The following is a 19,735-nucleotide window of genomic DNA, read 5'->3' on the forward strand; positions in this document are numbered from 1 at the left end:
CCCCACCGAACCCACCCGACGTCACGCTCGTCGGACCGACCCGCACCACCCCAACCCGCCGCAGAAAGACCTAAAACACCGGTATTGGGCCTAGCCGCGCGCCTCCAGCAGCGGCACCAGTTGCTCCGCCGACGTCATCGAGCCGTGCACGCCGGTGAGGCGGGATTCGCCCGGTTCGCGGCGGGAGGCGACCACCGCGATGTCGCCGAAGGCCGCCGCGACGATGTCACCGACGCGGGCACGGACCCGGTCCTCGACGACCGGGCCGAACCAGCCGGACTCGATCGCCTCCTCCCCGGTGACCACCCACATCTGGTCGCCGAGCATGTCGTCCCAGATCGCGTGCACGTCCCTGGTCGCACCCGGGCGCGTGTAGACGTGCCGCGCGCGGGACTCGCCGCCCAAAAGGGCGACGCCGGCGGACAGGGCGGGGTCGGTGTCCACGTCGATCCGCTGCTCGGGCGCCACGTCGACCATGCCGTGGTCGGCGGTCACGTACAGGACCGAGTCGGCGGGCAGCCCCTCGGCCATCGCCCGCGCGACGCCGTCGATCCGGCGCAGCTCGGCGCGCCATTCGGGCGAGTCGACGCCCATACCGTGGCCGCAGCGGTCGAGTTCGCTCGCGTAGGTGTACACCAGCACAGGCCCCGGTTGGGCGAGTTGTTTGTGCACGCCCTTGACCCTGGGCGCGCCGAATTCGGCGCCGATGTAGCGACCGCCGCCCAGCACCGCCCTGGTCAGCGGCGTGTGTTCGAACATGCCGTCGTTGACCTGCGCGACGGTGATCCCGGCGGCGGCGGCCCGCTCGAGCAGGCTCGGGTACGGCTGCCAGTCCCGCGGACGGATGTCGTCGACCCACCGCAGTTGGTTCATCAGCCGGTTCTCGCCGGGCACCGCCACCGAGTAGCCGACCAGGCCGTGTACGCCCGGGGTGAGCCCGGTGCCGAACGACGCGAGGCTGGTCGCGGTGGTCGCCGGGAAGCCGGCCGTCAGGGGCCGGCCGCTGCCCGCGAACGACGTCTCCAGGAGCGAGTGCAGGTACGGCGCCTCGACCGGATGCTCGCGCAGCAGGTCCCAGCCCAGGCCGTCGATCAGGAACACGCACGCGGCGCGCGCGGGCGCGAGGCCGAGCGTGTTCTCCTCTCCGCGCATGCCGAGGGAGGCGGCTATCGAGGGCATCAGGTCGGACAACGCCCCGGTCCCGTAGCGAGGCAACGGGACCGGGGGTTGTTCGTCGAGCCAGACGGAGGCACTCACTGGTTGATGCCGGCCACTGCCTCGGACAGCGCGCGGGCGAACGTGAGGGTGCGCTCCACCGCTTCCGGACCGTCGGCGGCCTCGCTGACCCGCAGCGAGAGGTCGTCGGCGGTCAACGAGCCGGTGTAGCCGTGGTCGACCTCACAGTTCGGGTCGGCACACCCGGCCGGTTCGAGGTCGATCCGGCCGACCGCGCCCCACCCGATGGTGAGCACGGCCTCGCGGGGCGGGGCTCCCGGAACGTATTCGGCGGGGTTGCCCACGACGCGACTGACCACGACCGACTCGAGGCGGTCGATCCGAACGGTCTCGGTGGACGTCGTCGCGTAGGGAGTGGGCGACGTGTCGTCGGGTGCGTGTTCGTCGGTGTGGCTGACCAGGAAACGGCCTGGCGTGAGCACCAGAACGGTGATGTGGCGGCGGACCTCATTGGAATCGAACGTGGTCTCCTGGTGCACCAGGAAAGCGTCGACCGGCTCGGTGCCGATCGTGGACTCGACCGCGTCGGCAACGAGGCTCGGGTAGTAACCGCTGCGCTCGATGGCCGTGCGCAGCCCCTGGGTCGAGGTGGTGGTCTTAGCCATACCCCCCATCCTGGCACCTCCAAGGGCACACGTGCGCCATCCGCCCCGTTCGAAGGTGGGGTTGCGCACCTGCCGTTGCCAAATGGTGACGGTTTGTCGATGTAATGACAGGACCGAACGGGTGAGGTGGATGCGCACTGTTGGTGCGACATCTACGGATCGCCACCGTGCGCCTTCCGTGCGCCCTCCCGGTGGAGGCCCCGGCGGGGTTGACTCGTCTCCTGAGAGGACCGGCGGGGCAACAGGGACGCGCCGTCGACACGGTGGCACCGACGGAACTCTCGCGACACTCGCGTCCTCGAGGGAGGGAGCGAGTGACACCGCCTCACCGCCGGGGACACTCGGGGAAACGACCGGCGCGGGGCGGCCTGGTCCGGACAGCGTCGAACGGCATGAATTGCGCGGCCATGTGGAGGGCAGGCGCGGAGGGGCATGCCGCGGAGCGGATCCGGCCTGGAGCCGCCGCCGTACGTAGGTGCCACAGCTCGGGGTGGCATGTGAGTACGGCGGCGGTTCCGCATCTCCGGACGGCTTCCGCCGGGATCAGCCGGGATCAGCCGGGATCGGCGCGCCGCTCGACGTGCCACGGCGCCGGCTACGGTCGGGACAGCGACCTGGGGCCGAGGTCGGTGCGGGCCGGCGGGCGGGACAGTCGGATCTGCGCGCCGAGCACGTGCGCGCCCTCCGCCGCCACGATCACCGGGTTCAGTTCGATGGACGTGACCTGGGGCAGGTCGTCGGCCAATCGGGACAGCCGCGACAGCACGTCCTCCAGGGCCGGCACGTCCACCGGGCGCGCGCCCCGGTAGCCGAACAACATCGGCGCCGCCCGCACCTCGCGGACCAGATCCGCCACGTCCTGATCGGTGGCGGGCACCAGTCGGTAGGCCGCGTCGCCCAGCAGCTCGGTGGCCGGGCCGGCCAGTCCGAAGGACAACACCGCGCCGAACGACTCGTCGTAGGTGAGCCCGAGCACGGTGGCGATCCCGTGCGGCGCCATCGGCTGCACCACCAGCCGGGCCTGGTCCGGGCCGCCCAGGCGGGTGGTCATCTCCCGGAACACCCGGCGCAGTCCCGCCTCCGCGCCGATGTCCAGACGTACCCCGTCCACGTCCACGCGGTGCCGCAGGTGTTCGGCGATGGTCTTGAGCGCGACCGGGTAGCCCAGTTCGGTCGCCGCGCGGACCGCCGCGTCCTCGCTGTCCACCCGCACCGCGGGCAGCAGTTCGACGCCGTAGCAGGCCAGCAGGTCGGCGGCGTCCGCCGGGGACAGGCCCACCGCGTCCGCGGCGCCGAGTCGGGCGCGGACCAGCGCGCGGGCCTGATCGGTGCGTACCTCGGGGTGTTCGGGCACCGATCCGGTGGGTCGCCGGCGCCACGCGGCGTAGCGCACCACCTCGGCGAGCGCGCGGACCGCGTTCTCCGGGGCCGGATAGGAGGGCACCGAGCCGAGCGCGGGCACACCGTCCGCGTCCAGCCGGCGCAGTTGTGTGGGCAGCCCCTCGTGCGCGAGGTAGGTGGTCAGCAGCGGCTTGCCGATCTGTGCCGCGTGCCCGGCCATCTCCGCGATCACGCTCGCCACCTCGTCGCCGGAGGTGGTCAGCGGCGGGATGAACACGGTGATCACCGCGTCCGTCTCGGCGCAGGCCAGCGCGTCGGCGAGCGCGTCGCGGAAGTCGTCGGCGGTCGCGGAGGTGGTCAGGTCGACCGGGCGCCGGGGCCGCAGGCCCGCGCTCGCGCACGCGTCCTGGGTGAGCAGGCCCAGCGAGTCGGAGTTGCCGATGATCGCGATCCGGTCGCCGGCGGGCAACGGTTGGTAGGCGAGCAGTTGGCCCACGTCGAACAGTTCGGCGACGGTGGGCACCCGGATCACGCCCGCCTGGCGGAACAGCGCGTCGACCGCCGAGTCGGGCAGTGTCAACGCGCGGGTGACGTGCCCGAGCGGGACGCCCTGGCTGTGCCGCCCGGACTTGACCGCGACCACCGGCTTGGCCCGGGAGACCCGGCGGGCGAGCCGGGTGAACTTGCGCGGGTTGCCGATCGATTCCAGGTGCAGGAGCACCACGTCGGTGGCCGGGTCGTCCTCCCAGTACTGCAACAGGTCGTTGCCGGAGACGTCGGCGCGGTTGCCCGCCGACACGAAGGTGGAGAGCCCGATCCCGCGGCCCACGGTGGACTCCAGGATCGCGATGCCCAGTGCGCCCGACTGGGCGAACATGCCCACCCGGCCGCGGCGCGGCATCCGTGGCGACAGGCTCGCGTTGACCCGCAGGTCCGGGTCGGTGTTCAGCACGCCGAGGCAGTTGGGTCCGATCACCCGCATCCCACGCCGGCGCGCGGCGCGGACCAGGCGCCGCTGCCGTTCGCGGCCCTCGGGACCGGTCTCGGCGAAACCGGAGGACACCACGACCAGACCGTGCACCCCCTTGCGCCCGCACTGTTCGACCACCTGCTGCACCGCGTCCGCCGGGACCGCCACCAGCGCCAGGTCCACTCCCCCGGGGATGTCCAGCACCGAGGCGTAGGTCGGCACGCCGTCGATCGGCTCGCTGCCCGCCTTCGGGTTGACCGCGTACACCTCGCCGGTGAACTCGCCCGAGCGCAGGTTGGCCAGGAGCGTGTTGCCGACCGTGCCCTCGCGCCGGCTGGCGCCGATCACCGCGACCGAGCGCGGGGTGAGCAGTCGGGCGATCGAGCGTGCCTCGGCGCGGTGTTCACGCCCGAGCATGACCCCGAGCGAGGTCTCGGTGGGCGCGAGTTCCAGGGTGAGCCGGACCACGCCGTCCTCGAACGCGGACTGCTGCGTGTAGCCGGCCTCGGTGAACACCGTGACCATGCGACGGTTGGAGGGCAGCACGTCGGCCACGAAGCGTCGGATGCCGCGCTCGCGGGCGACCGCGGCGATGTGTTCGAGCAGGACCGACGCCACGCCCCGGCCCTGCTGGTCGTCCTGGACCAGGAAGGCCACCTCGGCGGTGGAGGAGCGGCCCTGCGGGCCGGTGCGCACCGCGCGTCCGTCCGGGCCGATCCGGTCGTAGCGCACGATCGCGACCATCTCGTCGCCGACGAACAGGCCCAGGCCGACCCGGTCGACCCAGTCGTGCGTGGTGAAATGCCGCACGTCGCGGTCGGACAGCCGGGGGTAGGGCGTGAAGAAGCGCAGGTACTTCGACTCGGCGGAGACGCGCGCGTAGAAGTCGACGAGGCGACCGGCGTCGTCCGGACCGACGGGACGCACGTGGGCGGTGGCGCCGTCGCGCAGCACGACGTCGGCCTCCCAGTGCTCGGGCGGCTTCGGCGACGGACCTGCGGTGTCGGTGGGCTCCACGTTTGCGAGGCTAGCCCCTGCGACGCGTCGCCGGCGGATTCGAGCCGCCCCGACTCGGTGAGTGTCCGGCGCGCCTGATAGACCATCAGATACCGTGCCCGGTCTCGCCGCAGGAGGTAACCCATGTCCGCTCAGGGCCTGTCCGCCGCTTTCCCCGTCGCCGACATGGCCGCGGCGGTGCGGTTCATGACCGCGGTGCTCGGCGCGGAACCGACCTTCGTCGACGGCGAACGCTGGGCGCAGTTCGACGTGAACGGCGGCCGACTGGCGCTGGCCGGCACCGACCGCGAGGGCGAGTCGGCCTCGGTCATGGTCAAGGTGGCCGACCTGGAGGCGGCCCTGGCGCCGCTGCGCGAGGGCGGGTTCACCGTGGGCGAGTCGGTCGAGGGACCGCACGAGGTGCGGGTTCAGGTGACCGGGCCCGACGGATGGGCCGCCGTGTTGTACCAACCGCGACGCTGACCACGGGTCGCGACGGGACGGCGGATAGCCATGATCATCGGAGTGTCCGAGCGCCGGGGCGAGGCCGAACCCACGCGTCCCGGCGCGTATGCCCCGCCGCTGCCGCTCGCGCCCGGTAGCGTCCTACCGGTGAACGGCTTGCGGATCCTGCCGGAGGTCGCGGACGCGCTCGCCGCCGGCCGACCCGTGGTCGCCCTGGAGAGCACGATCATCGCGCACGGGCTGCCGCGCCCGGACAACCTGCGGATCGCCCGCGAGATCGAGGGACGGGTCCGGGCCGCGGGCGCGGTCCCGGCGACGATCGCGCTCGTGCACGGCCGACCGTCGATCGGGTTGGACGCCGAGACGCTCGAGTTCGTCGCCATGTCCCGGGACGTGCTCAAGGCCGGGATGCGCGACCTGGCCCTGGTCGCCGCCCGGGGCGGGCACGCCGCGACCACCGTGGGCGCGACCGCGCACCTGGCGCATCAGGCGGGCATCCGGGTGTTCGCCACCGGCGGCCTGGGCGGGGTGCATCGCGAGGCGCGGGAGAGCTGGGACGAGTCGGCGGATCTGATCGCGCTGACCCGCTGCGGGCTCACCGTGGTGTGCTCGGGGGTCAAGTCGATCCTGGACGTGGGCGCGACGCTGGAGCGGCTGGAGTCGCTCAACGTGCCGGTGATGGGTTTCGGTACGCACGCGTTCCCGGGGTTCTACCTGGCCGACTCCGGCCACCGGCTGGAGTGGCGGGTGGACACCGCGGACGAGGTGGCCGACGTCGTGCGCGCGCACGAGGCGCTCGGCCTGGGGCGGAACGCCCTCGTGGTGGCGAATCCGGTGCCGCGGGCCGATCAGGTGGACCCGGACCTGCACGATCGGGTGTTGCGTCGGGCGCTGACCGCGCTGGCCGACAGCGGGATCCGCGGCAAGGCGGTCACCCCGTTCCTCCTGGACGTCTTCCACCGCGAGACCGGCGGCGCGAGCCTGAACGCCAACATCGCCCTCATCCTCAACAACGCCGACCTGGCCGCCCGCATCGCGCAGGCCCTGACCATCGCCTGAGCGGCCCGATCGGGGCGCCGGCACCGCCGACTCCGGGCCGATGCCGGCCGGGTGGGGCGCCCGTCGCGGGAGCGTGCTCCTACCACCGTCCGGCGTCGATCTGCGACGTCGTGACCGCCGCCGGCCGGGCCGTACGGACGGTGGAGCTCATCCGCAGGTGCAACACGCAGGCCACCGCCGCGTGCGGGTCCCCCGCCGAGCCGCCCTTCGCGGCGAACGGCAGCCCGTCGTACGGCCCTCCAACCAGTCGCCCGGCCGGCACCAGCGGTTGCACCTCGGTCTCCACCGCGAGCCCGTCCGCGCCCAGCGCGATGCACACCGCGCCCGCGATGTCCCCGCCCGTCGCGTACACCCCCGCGAACGGCGCGGCGGCCAGCGCGCGCCCGACCGCCTCGCCGAGCAGCACCGGAAGCCGGGCGGAGACCACCGGATCGGCCCGGTCCGGGACCAGGGTGCGGATCCCGGCCAGGGGTGTGCCGGTGCGGGCCAGCGCCACCAGGTCGGCCGCGACCCGGACCGGATCGGGCGCGTCGCCCACCTCCAGCCACCGCGCGCCCAGTCGGCGCCGGGTCCAGGCGATCTGCTCGCGGCCGAGCGGGCTGAGGCTGCCCGCGACGCCGAGCACGGGTCGACCGGTGGGCACCGTGCCCAGCGCGCTCGCCAGCGCCGCGCCGAACGGCCCGGGATCCACCGGCAGCCAGCGCGACTCCCCCGCGAGCGCGCCGGTCGCCGCCGCCAGTGCGAGCGTCTCCACATCGGCGTCGGTGACCGCGTCGCAGACCAGCACCCGGGCGGCCGGATCGCACAGGGCCCGGACCAGGCCGGGCGGGTCGCCGCGCACGACGTCGAGCGGGACGTGCGCGATCGCCCGATCGATCGTGTCGAACGCCTCGATCACGGCCGCGGACGTCACCGGGCCGAACCCGTCGCGGGCGACTTCGCCGTCCGCGATCGGGACGCCGTGCGCGTGCGCGACACCGGCCTCGACGGGCCGGCCGGCATCGGGACGGGCCGGCACCACCAACGCGCGCACCGGCGGCCCGGGACGGGCGTCGAGCACGTGCAGCAGCGCGCCGGTCTCCGCGCCGGGATTGCCGCGCAGTGTGCCGTCCATGCGCTTGCCCACCAGCGGCGCGTCCGGGAACACCGACGCGCCCGCGACCACCCGCCGCGCGGCCTGCACCCCGGGCAGGTGCCGGGTGGCCAGATCGAACACGAGTACCTCCGGCGCGCCGGCGCACGCCCGAGGTGGACCGCCGGTGACCAGCGTGCGCATCCCCCGCCGGGCGAAGCGCACCGCGGTGGCATTGGCGCCCGTGAGGTCGTCGGCGAGGACGAGCACGCGCGGGCCGGATCGCCCCGTACTGTCTGTCAATTACGGTCCCGAATGTCGGATCAAGATCATCTTTGTACGCTTGTTTCCGTAGCCTCTCGGAGTCTTGCGGCCCGGCGCCGCGACGGTCAACGTGAGGAGCCCGGAGCCGGTCGTTGACCGCTCGAACGGGTGATGCGAGGGTGCGTTCCTGCACCGATGCAGCGGTGCTGCGGTAAGGCGACACCGCACGACAGACGGAGGAATTCGGCGATGACGGGTGCGACCGAGGCGTTTCGCGCAGCGCGCGACTTCCTGCTCGAACACCGCGAGGACCAGCCCACCGCGTGCCGGGACTTCCCGCGACCCGAGCCGACCGAATTCAACTGGGCGCTCGACTGGTTCGACCCGAACGCGCGCGGAAACGACGCCACCGCGCTGTGGATCGTGGCCGAGGACGGCACCGACACCAAGGTCTCCTTCGACGAACTGGCCCGGCGCTCCGACCGGGTCGCGTCGTGGTTGCGGGCGCGCGGGGTGCGGCGCGGCGACCGGGTGTTGCTGGTACTGGGCAACCGGGTCGAGTTGTGGGAGGCGATGCTGGCCGCGATGAAGCTCGGCGCGGTGATCATCCCGGCCACCACGATGCTCGCGCCCGCCGATCTGACCGACCGGGTCACCCGCGGCGACGTCGCGCACGTGATCGCCGAGTCGGCGGTGACCCCGGGCTTCGCCGAGGTGCCCGGCGACTGGACCCGGATCGCGGTGGGCGAACCGAGCCCCGGCTGGCTCGCGTTCGCCGACGCGCACGACTCACAGGGCGCGGACGAGGCGTTCGTGCCGGACGGGCCGACCGCCGCGACCGACCCGCTGCTGCTGTACTTCACCTCCGGCACCACCGCGCAGCCCAAGCTGGTGGGCCACACCCAGGCGAGCTATCCGATCGGGCACCTGTCCACGATGTACTGGCTGGGCCTGCGGCCGGGCGACGTGCACCTGAACATCTCCTCGCCCGGCTGGGCCAAGCACGCCTGGAGCAATTTCTTCGCTCCCTGGAATGCCGGTGCCACGATCCTGATCGTGCGTCAGGAGCGATTCGCCGCACGCCCGTTGCTGGACACGATGGTGCGTTGTGGGGCGACCTCGTTCTGCGCGCCGCCGACCGTGTGGCGGATGCTGGTCCAGGAGGACCTCGGCGCGTGGCGCACCGCGCTGCGCGAGGTGATCGGCGCGGGCGAGCCGCTCAACCCGGAGGTCATCGAACAGGTGCGGACCGCCTGGGGATTGACCATCCGGGACGGCTTCGGCCAGACCGAGACCACCGCGCAGATCGGCAACGCGCCCGGACAGCAGGTCCGGCCGGGCTCGATGGGCCGGCCGCTGCCCGGGTACACCGTCGCCCTGCTCGACCCGATCTCCGGCGAGGTGGTCACCGGCGAGGGCGCCGAGGGCGAGATCTGCCTCGAACTCGCGGCACGCCCGCTGGGTCTGATGACCGGTTACCTCGACGACCCGGAGCGCACGGCCGAGTCGATGCGCGACGGTTTCTACCACACGGGCGACGTCGGCACCCGGGACGCGGACGGCTACATCACCTATGTGGGCCGCTCCGACGACGTGTTCAAGGCGTCCGACTACCGCATCTCGCCGTTCGAGCTGGAGAGTGTGCTGATCGAGCACGACGCGGTGGCCGAGGCCGCGGTGGTGCCCTCGCCGGATCCGGTGCGGCTCGCGGTGCCGAAGGCGTACGTGGTGCTCGCCGCCGGGCACGAGCCCACCCGTGAGACCGCGCTGTCCGTGCTGCGGCACGCGCGCGAGGTGCTCTCGCCGTACAAGCGGATCCGCCGGATCGAGTTCGCGGAGTTGCCCAAGACCATCTCGGGCAAGATCCGCCGGGTCGAACTGCGGGGTCGCGAGCGCGAGTTGCACGAGGGCGACTTGGCCGGACGGGGCGCGCTGGAGTGGTTCGAGGAGGACTTCCCGGAGCTCAAGGGCTGACCGGACCGGGGCCGGGCCGCCACAGGCCCGGCCCCGGAACGCGCTCAGATCTTGTCGGCGACGATCTTGGCGATCGCGATGTGCTGCGTACGCGGGAGGCCCTTCGCCGCGGGCGCGAGGGACACGTGCGCCTCGACCATCAGGTCGGTGCCGCGCGGCTTGACGAAGTAGACCTCGGGCACCGAGGGCGCCGGATAGGCGCCGTCCCCGGCCACGTACAGCGTCGGGAACGCGCCGAGATCGGTGATCGGCTTCCCGTACTTGGACGCGTCGTTCTTGGCCGCCACGCTCTCCGCCGTGCCGGAGAGCCTGCTGCTCTGGGTGAAGTACTGCACGGTCAGCAGCGACGAGTCGCCCGGGCCGTAGTAGCGGCAGCTATGCAGCGTGGGGTCGTTCTTGGTGCGCGGAACCTCGCTGCCCAGCACACCCTTGAGCTCGGCGGGCGTGAGCAGGTTGCAGAAGTCCTTGGCGCCGACATCGACGGTGCCGCCGGGCTTGCCGGTCGCCGGCGCGGTTGCGGGCGCGGTGCCCTTGCCCCCGCCGGGCTGCGTGGCCGGCGCGCCGCTCGCGCCGCCGGTCGAGCCGCCGCCCGCCTGGGGCGCGGCCGTGGCCGGGTCCTTCTTCTTGTCGTCGTCGCCCTTGACCTTGTCGACCAGACCGCATCCGCTGGACAGCGTGATGACGGATGCGGCGATCAACAGGCCCGGTACGGCAGGCTTACGCAGGTACAACGTGGTTCTCCATCCCCGTGGGGCGACCGGCGCCTCCTCCACCCCCGTGGATACGTGACGGAACGTCACGACGGCGCGGATCGCTCGATGTCGCCGATGCGTGTGTGCGGCAGAGCGAGGCTAATGCACGAAATGGATGACCGCTGAAGTGCCGCGGGAGCGATACGGTGACGACCGTGACGACTACGCCGAGTGAATCCGACGGGCTCGTACGCACCGCGACGTTCGGTTGGGGCGGGGCCCGGGCCGCGCTGGGCGTGGTCGCGCTGCTCGACCCGGTGCGGGTGTCCCGACCGTGGATCGGCGACGACGCGGAGCGCACCGGCGCGCTGGTCTTCGCCCGCGCGCTCGGCGGACGCGACCTCGCGCTCGGCGCCGGCGCGATGTTCGCGGCGGGCCGCGGCGAACCGATCCGCGCCTGGGCGCTGGCGGGCTCCGCCGCCGACCTCGGCGACACGCTCATCACCTGCGCGTACCGCGGGAGGCTGCCGCGCGGACGGCGGGCCTTCATCGCGGGCCTGGCCGGGGGCTCGGCCGTGCTCGGCGTGGCCCTGGCCCTCGCCGAGCGGGGCAGGGACCGCCGGGGCCTGTCCTAGGAACGCGGTGGCGGGGCGGTCCGCATCGGGTGCGGGCCGGGCCGATGCCCGACCCGCACCCGATGCGCCTACGCGGCCACCTCGCTCGCCAGGCGGCGCTTGTTCCAGTACGCGACGATCTCCAGAAGCACTCCGGCGGCCACCGCGAGGCCGACCGCGGTCCACGGCATCCGCGTACCGACCAGCTTGAGTTCGAAGAAGTCCTGGAGCCATGGCACCGAGATCACCGTGGCGAACCCGGCACCCATCACCAGCACCAGCGCTATCCGCCACCACGTGTACGGACGGGCGATGATCGCGAGCACCCACAGGCCGACCAGGAACAGCGTCAGCGTCGCGATCGACGTCTCGGCCGTACGGGTGGCGTCCGTCGCGCCGTAGTACGAGCGGGCCAGCAGGTACGCGGTGAAGGTCGCCGTGCCGGCGATCACCCCGGAGGGGCCCGAGTAGCGCAGCACCCGCTTGACGAAGCCGGGACGGGCGCGTTCCTTGTTCGGCGCCAGGGCCAGGAAGAACGCCGGGGTACCGATGGTGAACCAGGCCAGCAGGGTCAGGTGCCGGGGCAGGAACGGGTAGGGCACGTTGGCGATCACGACCAGGATGGCCAGCAGCACCGAGTAGGCGGTCTTGGTCAGGAACAGGTTGGAGACCCGCTCGATGTTGCCGATCACCCGGCGGCCCTCGCCGACCACCGACGGCAGCGTCGCGAAGCTGTTGTCCAGCAGCACGATCTGCGCGACGCCCTTGGTGGCCTCGCTGCCCGAGCCCATCGACACACCGATGTCGGCGTCCTTGAGCGCGAGTACGTCGTTGACGCCGTCGCCGGTCATCGCCACGTTGTGCCCGCGCGACTGGAGGGCGGCGACCATGTCCCGCTTCTGCTGCGGGGTGACCCGGCCGAAGACCGTGTTGGCCTCCAGCACGTCCGCCAGCTCGTTCTGATCGGTGGGCAGCGTGCGCGCGTCCACCGGGTGTTCGGCGCCCTTGATGCCGAGCTTGGCGGCCACCGCGCCGACCGAGATCGCGTTGTCGCCGGAGATCACCTTGGCCGCCACGCCCTGATCGGCGAAGTAGTCCAACGTCGCGCCGGCGTCGTGCCGCAACCGCTGCTCCAGCACCACCAGCGCGGCGGGCGTCACGTCGGCGCCGTCCGGGCCGCCGACGAGGGCGTCCACGGTGTCCGCGAGCGGGGCGTCGGTGCGGACCAGCATCAACACCCGCAGGCCCTGTCCGCCCAGCCGTTCGGCGTCGGCGAGCAGTTCGCCGTGTGCCTGCGTGGTCACCAGCACCTCGGGGGCGCCGATCAACCACGTGGCGCGGGCACCGGCCACCTCGAACGTCGCGCCGCTGTACTTGCGCGCGGACGAGAACGGCACGCTCTCCACCGAGGTCCAGCCGTGCTCGGCCGGGCACTCGTCGATGATCGCGGCCAGGCTCGCGTTCGGGCGCGGCTCGGTGGTGCCGAGCGCGCCGAGCGCGGAGCGCACCGGCAGGCCCTCGGCCAGCTCGCGCACCTCGGCGACGTTCATGCCGCCCTCGGTGAGCGTGCCGGTCTTGTCCAGGCAGACCACGTCGACCCGGGCCAGACCCTCGATCGCGGGCAACTCCTGGACCAGGCACTGCTTGCGACCCAGACGCACCACACCGACGGCGAACGCCAGCGAGGTGAGCAGCACCAGGCCCTCGGGGACCATCGGCACGATGCCCGCGATCATCCGGGTGACGGCCTCGCGCCAGGTGGTGTCCTCCAGCCGGTACTGGCTGATGATCAGCGCGATCGAGGCCGGGAACAGGATCCAGGTGACGTACTTGAGGATCGTGCTGATCCCGTTGCGCAGTTCCGAGGCCACCAGCGTGAACTTGCTGGCCTCCTCCATGAGCTGCGCGGCGTACGCCTCGCGACCCACCCGGGTCGCGGTGAACGCGCCGTTGCCGGCCACCACGAAGCTGCCGGACATCACCGGGTCGCCCGGGCGCTTGATCACCGGGTCGGCCTCGCCGGTGAGCAGCGACTCGTCGATCTCGAGGTTGTCGGCCTCGACGACCACGCCGTCCACCGCTGCCTTGTCGCCCGCGCCCAGCTCGATCACGTCGTCGAGCACGAGGTCCGAGGGGGACAGCGCGACGGCCCGCCCGTCCCGGCGCACCACCGGCTTGGACTCGCCGATCACCGCGAGCCGGTCCAGGGTGCGCTTGGCGCGCATCTCCTGGATGATCCCGATTCCGGTGTTGGCGATGATCACGAAACCGAACAGGCCGTCCTTGACCGACCCGACGGACAGGATGATCAGCCACAACACGCCGATGACGGCGTTGAACCGGGTGAAGACGTTCGCCTTGACGATCTCGGACGTCGAGCGACTGGAGCGCACGGGAACGTCGTTGACGTCGCCCCTGGCGACCCGTTCCGCGACGTCCGCGGCGGTCAGTCCGACGCCGAGCGGCACGGGGGCATCGCCTTGTTTCCCGTCGGGTCCGTCGACCGGCGGAATGGCTGTCGTCTCTCCGGGCCCGGCGCCCGGCAACGGCTGAGTCATGGGTCTACGTTAAGTGCCCCGGGAGATCGCGGTTGGCGGTGGGCCGCCCGTTGGGATCCGCCCACCGCCGCACGCGCCTATTCGACGACCGTGACCGGTCCGATTTCGAGTGCTTCCAGCGGCTCGCGGATCTTGTCCGCGTCGCCCACCAGGACCACCACGAGGTGCTCGGGGTCGAACGCGGCGGACGCCGACGCGGCGGCGTCCTTGGTGGCCACGTCGGCCAGCCGCAGGTAGAGCTCCGGCAGGTAGTCGTCCGGGAGCCGCTCGGCGGCCATGTCCGCGAGCGAGTCGCACACCGCGCGCGGCGTCACGTACTTCAGCGGCGCGACGCCCACGATGCTCTGCACCGCCGCGTCCCGCTCGACGTCCTCCAGGCCCTCGGCGGCCAGCGTGCGCAGCACGGTGACCAGGTCCGCGACGGCCGGCCCGGTGACGTCGGTCTCCACCGAGCCGTGGATCGCCAGCAGCGAGCCCACCGGCAACGACTGGTTGCCCGCGCGCACGCCGTAGGTGTAGCCCTTCTCCTCGCGCAGCACCCGGTCCAGGCGCGAGGTGAGCGTGCCGCCCAGGCAGTACGTACCGATGGTCAGGGCCGGCCACGAGGCGTCCTCGCGGCCCGGTCCGGTGCGCCCGACCAGCAGTTGCGTCTGCACGCTGCCCGGCCGGTGCACGATCAGCACCCGGGCGTGGTCGTCGGCGAGCACGGGGGCCGGTCGCGAGGGCTCGGCCGGCTCCGCGTGCCAGGTGCCGATCGTGCGCTCCAGCACACCGGTGACGTCCACGCCCTCGAAGTCGCCGACCACGACCAGGGTGGCGGTCTGCGGACGCACGTGCGCCGTGAAGAAGTCCCACACGGCCGTGCGGTCCACCCGCGCGACGCTCTCCGAGGTGCCGGCGCGCGGCCGGGACAGTCGCACCGAGGGGTCGAACAGCGTCGCGCTCAGCGCGAGCGCCGCCCGCCGGGGCGGACTGGCCAGCTCGTGCACGATCTCGTCCAGCCGCTGGCGCACCAGCCGGTCCACCTCGTCCGCCGGGAACGCCGGCGCCCGGACCGCGTCCGCGAGCAACCCCAGCGCCCGCTCCAGGCGCGAGGCCGGCACATCCAGCGCGACCCGCACGCCCGGATGATCGGCGTCGGTGTCGATCGTCGCGCCGCAGCGCTCCAACTCGGCGGCGAACTCCTCGGCGCCCATCTTGTCGGTGCCCTCGGTGAGCGCGCGCGCCATGATGGTCGCGACGCCCTCGCGCTCGGTCGGCTCGGCGGCCAGCGGCGAGTCGAGCACCAGCTCGACCGCCACCACCTTCTGGCCGGGTCGGTCCACGCGCAGCACCGCGAGGCCGTTGCCCAGCACCGAGCGCTCGGGCGCGGGGAAGGTCCACTCGCGGGCCGGGCCCGCGCCGGGGCGCGGGTGGAACACCATCTCGCCGGTCTGGGTCACGCGACCTGCTCCTCGTTCTCGTCCGCGTCGTCGGTCGGTTCGTACACGAGCACCGCACGGTTGTCCGGCACCAGGCGCTCGGCGGCGACCGCCCGCACCTCCTCGGCCGTGATGTCCAGCAGCCGGTCCAGCGCGGTGAACGCCAGGTTCGCGTCGCCGAACAACGTCGCGTAGCGGCACAGTTCGTCCGCCCGGCCGCCGGCCGTGGCCATCGTGTCCAGGTAGGCCCGCTCCAACTGGGCCTGCGCACGTTCGAGTTCGGCCGGGGTCGGACCCTCGGCCGCGAACCGCGCGAACTCCTCGGCCAGCGCCGCGTCGATCGCCCCGACCGCGCCCGACCCGGACGCCTTGACGTCCAACATCGCCACCGACGCGGTGCCGGACAGGCGCATCAGGCCCACCCCGGCGTAGATCGCCAGCTCGTCGTGCCGCACCAGCCGGGTGTTCAGCCGCGAACTCTCCCCCTCGCCGAGCACGGTCAGCGCGATGTCCGCCGCGTCCGCGCCCCGGGTGCCGTCGGCCGGCATCCGGTAGGCGGCCATCAGGGCCGGCGAGGGCACCTCCTCGTGCACCGTCTCGCGCACCTCGGCGCCCAGGACCGGCGGCAGCGTGCCGTCCGCGGGCACCGGCTTGCCGTCATGCGCGGGGATGGTGCCGAAGTACTTCTCCACCCAGGCCAGCGTCTGCTCGGGATCCACGTCGCCGACGATCGCGAGCACCGCGTTGTTGGGCGCGTAGTAGGTCCGGAAGAACGCCTGGCAGTCCGCGAGCGAGGTGGCGTCCAGGTCGGCCATCGAGCCGATCGGCATGTGGTGGTACGGGTGGCCCTCGGGGAAGGCCATCGCCACCAGCCGCTCCCACGCGGTGCCGTAGGGCACGTTGTCGTAGCGCTGCCGGCGCTCGTTCTTGACCACGTCGCGCTGGTTGTCCAAGCTCTCCTCGGTCAGCGCCTTCAGCAGCCCGCCCATGCGGTCCGCCTCCAGCCACAGCGCGAGTTCCAACTGGTGCGCGGGCATGGTCTCGTAGTAGTTCGTGCGCTCGAAGCTGGTGGTGCCGTTGAGCGAACCGCCCGCTGACTGCACGAACTCGAAGTGCTCGTTGCCGTGCACGTTGGCCGAACCCTGGAACATCAGGTGCTCGAAGAGGTGCGCGAGGCCGGTCCGCCCGGGCCGTTCATGCCGTGAGCCCACGTCGTACCAGAGGCAGACGGCGGCCACGGGGTCGACGTGGTCCTCCGAGAGCACCACGCGGAGCCCGTTGCCGAGGGTGTGCGTGGTCGCGGTGAACCCCAACGATGCAGTCGCCGGTCCTGCCATATGCCCAACCGTCCTCTCCTGGAGAGTGACCGCCGCGCCGGCGGCCACCCTCACCCTAACGACGCGCGGTGCCCGTTCGACTCCCGCTTTCGGGCTGTTCGCGATCGGCGAAGCCCGCCCGCGGACGACTACTGCTGATAGCCCTCCACCTCGCGCGCCGGCCGCGCCGCGGCCGTCGCCGGGTCCCCGCCGGCGTCCCGCAATGCCTGACGCTGCCTCAGCAGGTCCCAGCACTGGTCGAGTTCGGCCTCCACCTCGGCCAACCGGGCATGCTCCTCACCGGACGAGATCACGCCTTGCGCAAGTTGGTCCCGCAGGGCACGCTCCTGCTCGACCATGTCGGTGATGCGTTCGCGGATCTGCTTGTCGTCCATCGGGAAACCCTTCGTTCTTCCTGCTCGGACGGCGGCCGGAGAGTGCGGCACAACCGTGGGCCAAGAGGCTGTCCTTCCCTCCTCGCACGGCCCTCAAGCACGCTGTCACCCGGGTCGATGCACTCACATGTCGCACCGGCGCGTCACAATGGGCACGCCGTGCGGGCCGTCCCCGGCCGCGCCGCCCTCGGGCGGACACGGGAGACACGGCCCGGCGCCGGCCCGAAGAAGCAAAGGAGCAACGCCGCGCATGGCCCGCCGTAGTACGAAAACTTCCGGTCCGCAGCCACCGGACGACTTCGAGGAACGCATCCTCGACATCGATGTCGTCGACGAGATGCAGGGCTCCTTCCTGGAGTACGCCTACTCGGTCATCTACTCGCGGGCACTGCCGGACGCCCGCGACGGGCTCAAGCCCGTGCATCGCCGCATCCTGTACCAAGCCGCCGAGATGGGCCTGCGCCCGGACCGGGGGTACGTCAAGTGCGCCCGCGTCGTGGGCGAGGTGATGGGCAAGCTGCACCCGCACGGTGACGGCCCCATCTACGACACCCTGGTGCGCATGGCGCAGCCGTTCTCGATGCGCCTGCCGCTGATCGACGGCCACGGGAACTTCGGCTCGCTCGGCGGCGACGACCCGCCCGCCGCGATGCGATACACCGAGTCCCGGCTGTCCTCGGCCGCGATGCTGATGGTCGACTCGATCGACGAGGACGTCGTCGACTTCGGCCCCAACTACGACGGCCAGGAACAGGAACCGGGCGTCCTGCCCGCCGCGTTCCCGAACCTGCTCGTCAACGGGGCGTCCGGGATCGCGGTCGGCATGGCGACCAACATGCCGCCGCACAACCTGGTCGAGGTGGTCGCCGCCGCGCGTCACCTGATCCGACACCCCACCGCCACACTCGACGACCTGATGCGCCACGTCCCCGGCCCCGACCTGCCCACCGGCGGTCGGATCGTGGGCCTGGGCGGGGTCCGCGACGCGTACGAGAAGGGCCGCGGCACCTTCAAGATCCGCGCCACCGCGACGGTCGAGTCGGTCACCGCGCGCCGCAAGGGCATCGTGGTCACCGAGTTGCCGTACAACGTCGGCCCGGAGCGGGTGATCGCCAAGATCAAGGAGTTGGTGCAGGCCAAGAAGGTCCAGGGCATCGCGGACCTGAAGGACCTCACCGACCGCTCGCACGGCCTGCGTCTGGTCATCGAGATCAAGAACGGGTTCAACCCCGAGGCGATCCTCCAGCAGCTCTACAAGCTGACGCCGATGGAGGAGACCTTCGGCATCAACAACGTCGCGCTGGTCGACGGCCAGCCGCTCACGCTGGGCCTGAAGGAACTGCTCCAGGTCTACGTGGACCACCGCTTCGAGGTGGTCCGCCGGCGCAGCGAGTTCCGGCGCCGCAAGCGCCAGGAGCGCCTGCACCTGGTCGACGGCCTGCTCGTCGCGCTGATCGACATCGACCGCGTGATCGAGCTGATCCGCTCGAGCGACAACTCGGCGCAGGCCAAGGAACGTCTGATGGAGACGTTCTCGCTCTCCGACATCCAGGCGTCCTACATCCTGGACACCCCGCTGCGCCGGCTCACCCGGTTCGACCGGATCGAACTGGAGGCCGAGCAGGAGCGCTTGCGCGCCGAGATCGCCGAACTGACCACCATCCTGGAGGACGACAAGCTGCTCCGGAAGGTGGTCTCGGACGAATTGGCCGCGGTGTCCAAGAAGTACGGCACGCCGCGCCGCACGGTCCTGCTCGAATCGGCGGACGTGCCCGCCGCGGCCGTTCCGCTCCAGGTCACCGACGCGCCGTGCACCGTGCTGCTGTCCTCGACCGGCCTGCTCGCCCGCACCTCCACCGGCGGCCCGCTGCCGCCCGAGGGGGCCAGATCCAAACACGATCTGGTGGTGTCCTCGGTCGCGGCCACCGTGCGCGGCGAGGTCGGCGCGGTCACCAGCACCGGCCGGCTGCTTCGGATCAACGTGGTCGACCTGCCCTCGCTGCCGGAGACCGCGACCGCGCCGAACCTGGCCGGCGGCGCACCGCTGTCCGAGTTCGTCTCGCTGGAGTCGAACGAGCGACTGGTGTGCCTGACCACCCTGTCCGCCGACTCCCCCGGGCTCGCGCTCGGCACCGCGCAGGGGGTGGTCAAGCGGGTCGTGCCGGACTATCCGGCGAACAAGGACGACCTGGAGGTGATCACGCTGCGCGAGGGCGACGCCATCGTCGGCGCGGTCGAGTTGCGCACCGGCGAGGAGGACCTGGTCTTCATCACCGACGACGCCCAGTTGTTGCGTTTCCAGGCCTCGATGGTGCGCCCGCAGGGCCGCCCGGCGGGCGGCATGGCCGGGATCAAGCTCGGCACCGGACAGTCCGTGCTCTCGTTCACCGCGGTGGATCCGGGCGCCGACGCGATGGTGGTCACGGTCGCCGCCTACAGCGGGGACGCGCTGTTCGGCTCGGAGTACGGCACCTGCAAGGTCACCCCGTTCGCCGAGTATCCGCGCAAGGGTCGAGCCACCGGCGGGGTGCGCTGCCAGCGCTTCCTCAAGGGCGAGACCACGCTGCGCCTGGCCTGGGCGGGCCGGGCACCGATCCGCGGCTCGGACGCGAAGGGAGCGCCGGTCGAACTGCCCGCCCCGGATCCGCGCCGGGACGGCTCCGGCACGCCACTGGTCAAGCATGTCGAGGTGGTCGGCGGCCCTCCGGGCACCGTCTGAGCCGGCCCCGCACACCGAGACCCCCGCGGCGTCCCTCG

General features: G+C 72.3%; 14 protein-coding genes. 5 read left to right on the forward strand and 9 right to left on the reverse strand.

Annotation, left to right across the window (positions count from 1 at the left end; genetic code table 11):
• Window positions 1-90: 90 nt before the first annotated feature.
• The 3 genes from ACIBSV_RS32075 to ACIBSV_RS32085 all read right to left on the reverse strand — a co-directional run bounded on the left by ACIBSV_RS32075 (window position 91) and on the right by ACIBSV_RS32085 (window position 5,169).
• The gene (locus ACIBSV_RS32075) at window positions 91-1,257 is read right to left on the reverse strand and encodes an alkaline phosphatase family protein (RefSeq protein WP_395869268.1); all 1,167 of its coding nucleotides are present in this window, start codon (window positions 1,255-1,257) and stop codon (window positions 91-93) included.
• Complete coding sequence (locus tag ACIBSV_RS32080) at window positions 1,254-1,841, reverse strand: DUF5998 family protein (protein ID WP_161365428.1); 588 nt, start codon at window positions 1,839-1,841, stop codon at window positions 1,254-1,256. The genes ACIBSV_RS32075 and ACIBSV_RS32080 overlap by 4 nt, the downstream gene beginning before the upstream one ends.
• Before the next feature lie 595 nt (window positions 1,842-2,436).
• The gene (locus tag ACIBSV_RS32085; protein WP_395869270.1) at window positions 2,437-5,169 is read right to left on the reverse strand and encodes a GNAT family N-acetyltransferase; all 2,733 of its coding nucleotides are present in this window, start codon (window positions 5,167-5,169) and stop codon (window positions 2,437-2,439) included.
• 123 nt (window positions 5,170-5,292) lie between these two features.
• On the opposite strand from ACIBSV_RS32085, the gene ACIBSV_RS32090 reads away from it, so the two are divergent.
• Together ACIBSV_RS32090 and ACIBSV_RS32095 are read left to right on the forward strand one after the other, a co-directional pair.
• On the forward strand, window positions 5,293-5,631 hold the full coding sequence (locus ACIBSV_RS32090) for a VOC family protein (protein WP_395869272.1): 339 nt from the start codon (window positions 5,293-5,295) through the stop codon (window positions 5,629-5,631).
• 30 nt (window positions 5,632-5,661) lie between these two features.
• On the forward strand, window positions 5,662-6,672 hold the full coding sequence (locus ACIBSV_RS32095; RefSeq protein ID WP_395869274.1) for a pseudouridine-5'-phosphate glycosidase: 1,011 nt from the start codon (window positions 5,662-5,664) through the stop codon (window positions 6,670-6,672).
• A gap of 79 nt (window positions 6,673-6,751) precedes the next feature.
• On the opposite strand, the gene ACIBSV_RS32100 is transcribed toward ACIBSV_RS32095, so the two are convergent.
• Window positions 6,752-8,047, reverse strand: coding sequence for a four-carbon acid sugar kinase family protein (locus ACIBSV_RS32100; protein WP_395869276.1), 1,296 nt, complete (start codon window positions 8,045-8,047; stop codon window positions 6,752-6,754).
• 210 nt (window positions 8,048-8,257) lie between these two features.
• On the opposite strand from ACIBSV_RS32100, the gene ACIBSV_RS32105 reads away from it, so the two are divergent.
• Window positions 8,258-9,982: an AMP-binding protein gene (locus ACIBSV_RS32105; protein ID WP_395869278.1), complete on the forward strand. Its 1,725-nt coding sequence runs from the start codon at window positions 8,258-8,260 to the stop codon at window positions 9,980-9,982.
• A 44-nt stretch (window positions 9,983-10,026) separates the two neighbouring features.
• On the opposite strand, the gene ACIBSV_RS32110 is transcribed toward ACIBSV_RS32105, so the two are convergent.
• Window positions 10,027-10,713 carry a hypothetical protein gene (locus ACIBSV_RS32110; protein ID WP_395869280.1) on the reverse strand — a complete coding sequence of 229 codons (687 nt, stop codon included), beginning with the start codon at window positions 10,711-10,713 and terminating at the stop codon, window positions 10,027-10,029.
• Between the two features lie 176 nt (window positions 10,714-10,889).
• On the opposite strand from ACIBSV_RS32110, the gene ACIBSV_RS32115 reads away from it, so the two are divergent.
• Window positions 10,890-11,309 carry a hypothetical protein gene (locus tag ACIBSV_RS32115; RefSeq protein ID WP_395869282.1) on the forward strand — a complete coding sequence of 140 codons (420 nt, stop codon included), beginning with the start codon at window positions 10,890-10,892 and terminating at the stop codon, window positions 11,307-11,309.
• A 68-nt stretch (window positions 11,310-11,377) separates the two neighbouring features.
• Here ACIBSV_RS32115 and ACIBSV_RS32120 read toward each other — a convergent pair whose 3' ends face one another.
• The 4 genes from ACIBSV_RS32120 to ACIBSV_RS32135 form a co-directional block, all read right to left on the reverse strand.
• On the reverse strand, window positions 11,378-13,846 hold the full coding sequence (locus tag ACIBSV_RS32120) for an HAD-IC family P-type ATPase (RefSeq protein WP_395869284.1): 2,469 nt from the start codon (window positions 13,844-13,846) through the stop codon (window positions 11,378-11,380).
• A gap of 77 nt (window positions 13,847-13,923) precedes the next feature.
• Window positions 13,924-15,288, reverse strand: coding sequence for a M16 family metallopeptidase (locus tag ACIBSV_RS32125; RefSeq protein WP_395869286.1), 1,365 nt, complete (start codon window positions 15,286-15,288; stop codon window positions 13,924-13,926).
• A complete protein-coding gene (locus ACIBSV_RS32130; RefSeq protein ID WP_395869288.1) occupies window positions 15,285-16,604 on the reverse strand; it encodes a M16 family metallopeptidase in 1,320 nt (439 codons plus the stop codon). Before ACIBSV_RS32130 ends, ACIBSV_RS32125 begins: the two co-directional genes overlap by 4 nt.
• A gap of 128 nt (window positions 16,605-16,732) precedes the next feature.
• Complete coding sequence (locus tag ACIBSV_RS32135) at window positions 16,733-16,978, reverse strand: DUF2630 family protein (RefSeq protein ID WP_395869290.1); 246 nt, start codon at window positions 16,976-16,978, stop codon at window positions 16,733-16,735.
• A gap of 250 nt (window positions 16,979-17,228) precedes the next feature.
• Here ACIBSV_RS32135 and ACIBSV_RS32140 point away from each other — a divergent pair, with 250 nt between their 5' ends.
• Window positions 17,229-19,697, forward strand: coding sequence for a DNA topoisomerase (ATP-hydrolyzing) subunit A (locus ACIBSV_RS32140; RefSeq protein WP_395869292.1), 2,469 nt, complete (start codon window positions 17,229-17,231; stop codon window positions 19,695-19,697).
• Window positions 19,698-19,735: the final 38 nt, after the last annotated feature.

Origin of the sequence: Embleya sp. NPDC050154 (assembly GCF_044460165.1) — a bacterium.
In the GTDB taxonomy this organism is placed as follows: Bacteria; Actinomycetota; Actinomycetes; order Streptomycetales; family Streptomycetaceae; genus Embleya.